We start from the raw sequence: 2613 nt of genomic DNA, 5'->3' as shown, positions 1-2613 counted from the left end.
TGCGGATAAAGTTCTGTACTTAAGCTATAAATCGGCTTTTTATGATCAATGTAGTTAGACGCTATTTCAGTTGAATAGCCGCCTTTTTTGAAATTGGCTTGAATTTTCATGTGAAACACACCTTTACTTATAAATTGAATGATTCATTATTTTAGTGCGCACTATAATGAATGTTACAATGCAGATATCTAAGTACCTATCTGACATAATTCAAGGTTAGCATGTTGAAAATTGTATTATGGGGAAAAAGAAGAAAAAATGAATTATTGTGAAAAAAACAACAAAGTAGGTGGATGATTTGAAAGATCAAGAATTCCATAAAAGCATAGAAGACTTTTTAAAAACGCTCAATAAGATGGGTATTAATATGGAAGAAGTATCAAAACAATCCGACATTAGTAAACACAGTTTATCTGATTGGAGAAATGGTAAAAGTATACCTAAACGAAAGAATCTTAAAAAATTAAGAGACTATGCTTCTGATTTACTTAATACAGGTGTTTTACATATAGAATTAAAAAGAGAATTTCGCTATCCTATTATAGAATTTTATGAAAGAATTCATTTATATTTGCAAGAAATGATAACTGATGGAGAATCAGAAAAAGAGATAATGAAGCTTCATGAAGGTAATCCTAGAGCACAAGAAGTATTGGAACCGTTTTTAGAATTGAACTTGTTTAAGTCTTTTATAAATCCCAGTATGCAATACAAACATATTGATGGTAAACCTAAGATAGATAGGGAACTGAAAAATAAGTACAAACCAAATTTTATAGAAAATATTAATAACTTAATAGAGTTTATCGATGAAACATCAAAATATGAAAGTACAGATATTTGTCAATCACCCTTATTTCCAGATAAATTGGTTAGAAGACAAGTAGAAGAGTTTTGTAGAAATATACCTCGTGAAGAATACTTTGATGTAACTCATAAAATAGCGTCCGTAGGTGAACAATGGCTGCAATATCATTTAAATGTCAGTAAAAAACAAATTAATAGTTGGAGGAGAGGAATAGACTTGCCATCAGATGAAAACCTCCAAAATTTAAAAACATTGTTGGGATATCAAAGTGATGGAGCTTTTTTAATTTACAAACTTACCAATAAAGATTTTTTACATATGTTTTTACCTAGTTTAAAAATTGAATCGGAAAATCAGGATAAAGAACATGAATTGCATAAAAACTTAATAAATTTCACTGACATGTTATTTTATTATTGTTCCTATGATAAAAAAGTAAGAGAACTAATGGAAGATGTAGAAATAAGTATGAAAGTTAAAAGTGAGAAGTCAATTGTATTTTCATTTTATAGTGAAATACATAAATTAAAAGTTGCGCGTAAATTTTATTATGATCCATATTCTAGAGAAAACTCAAAAGACTTAAAAGAATATTTTAATATGAGCATTGAATCAATAAATAAAACGTTAGAGCAAGATTTTGCTATTATAGATGAAATTGTTACCAAAGAGAATATAAAAAAGTTAGAAAGTTATGCAGAAAAGTATTTTGATGAAGATCAAAAAGAAGACTTGCTAAATGTGATTGATAAAATAGACGATAAAGAGTTATATGAAATTTATACTCACATTAGGTAACATGCATTAATAAATAATTTTCTAATTAAAATCAAGGAGAAAATTATATTGACAAAAGTATTAGCAACATTTGTATTGCCAGTAATTTTAACAATTATAAGACGATATTTTATTCATTATTTTGACGGCAAGAAAATAGATGCCTATTCTGCATATGCATTAATAATGTTATATGGTATGACGATATGTACGGTATATTTATATGAAGTTCTTTTGATAGTGGAAAGAGTTTCTGTGTTACAATTTTTAACTTTTATTATTAGTTTTATGCTATTTGCCATTTTTATTTTAAGTACTTGCATATCACTTTGCACGTCTATCAATAGTTTCACTCTTTTTAAAAATAAAGAAAACGAGTTATTTGAGAAAAAAAGTAAAAACCATAATTTTTTCAAAGATTTAATTATGTTAGACAAAGTAACTGATGAATATCAATTGAGTGAAATGAAACGATCTTCATATTATCAGAAATATCAACGTGATAAATACTATTATCAAGATAAAGATGCTAATTCATACTATGAGTATGTATATTTATATAAGAAAAATAGCTTTATGAGAATAAAACGTATTTGTCCTAAAAGGACAGAATATTTAATGTTAATCATGTTATTACTCTTTCTTTTTAATGGAATATACATATATATAGATCTTGATAATATTCCTTATAAATATAGTAATAGTGATTATACTGAGTACACGTTGATAATATGTAATGCTTTATTGTGTATAGTAGGATGCATTATTATAAGCAAACTACAATCAAATATTATAAAAGAAAATAAAAAGGATAAAGCTTCTAAAATGAATGAAATTAAACTATCAGAAGAAAAAATATAACTTTTAAAATATTACATAAAGTTACTTATCGGAAGTAGATATGCTTCAAAAGATACAGATGGTATAATAGTAACGTCGCCTATCTCTCAGGCGTCAATTTGACGTAGGGAGGGGGTGTTATTCATGTTGGAAATCCTTGTTCACATCACGACCACAGTCATCAGTGG

At 26.9% G+C, this 2613-nt stretch carries 2 protein-coding genes; both read left to right on the top strand.

What is annotated here, in order from left to right; genetic code table 11:
* The first annotated feature begins 298 nt into the window (after positions 1–298).
* Positions 299–1606, top strand: coding sequence for a helix-turn-helix domain-containing protein (locus HMPREF2663_RS07025; protein ID WP_064212273.1), 1308 nt, complete (start codon positions 299–301; stop codon positions 1604–1606).
* Positions 1607–1654: 48 nt separating this feature from the next.
* Positions 1655–2446 carry a hypothetical protein gene (locus tag HMPREF2663_RS07020; RefSeq protein WP_064212274.1) on the top strand — a complete coding sequence of 264 codons (792 nt, stop codon included), beginning with the start codon at positions 1655–1657 and terminating at the stop codon, positions 2444–2446.
* Positions 2447–2613 lie beyond the last annotated feature (167 nt).

The organism is Staphylococcus sp. HMSC077D08, from assembly GCF_001837945.1.
GTDB classification, from domain to species: domain Bacteria; phylum Bacillota; class Bacilli; order Staphylococcales; family Staphylococcaceae; genus Staphylococcus; species Staphylococcus epidermidis.
The sequence above is the reverse complement of the archived record's forward strand: the minus strand, read 5'-3'. Positions and strand labels throughout refer to the sequence as shown.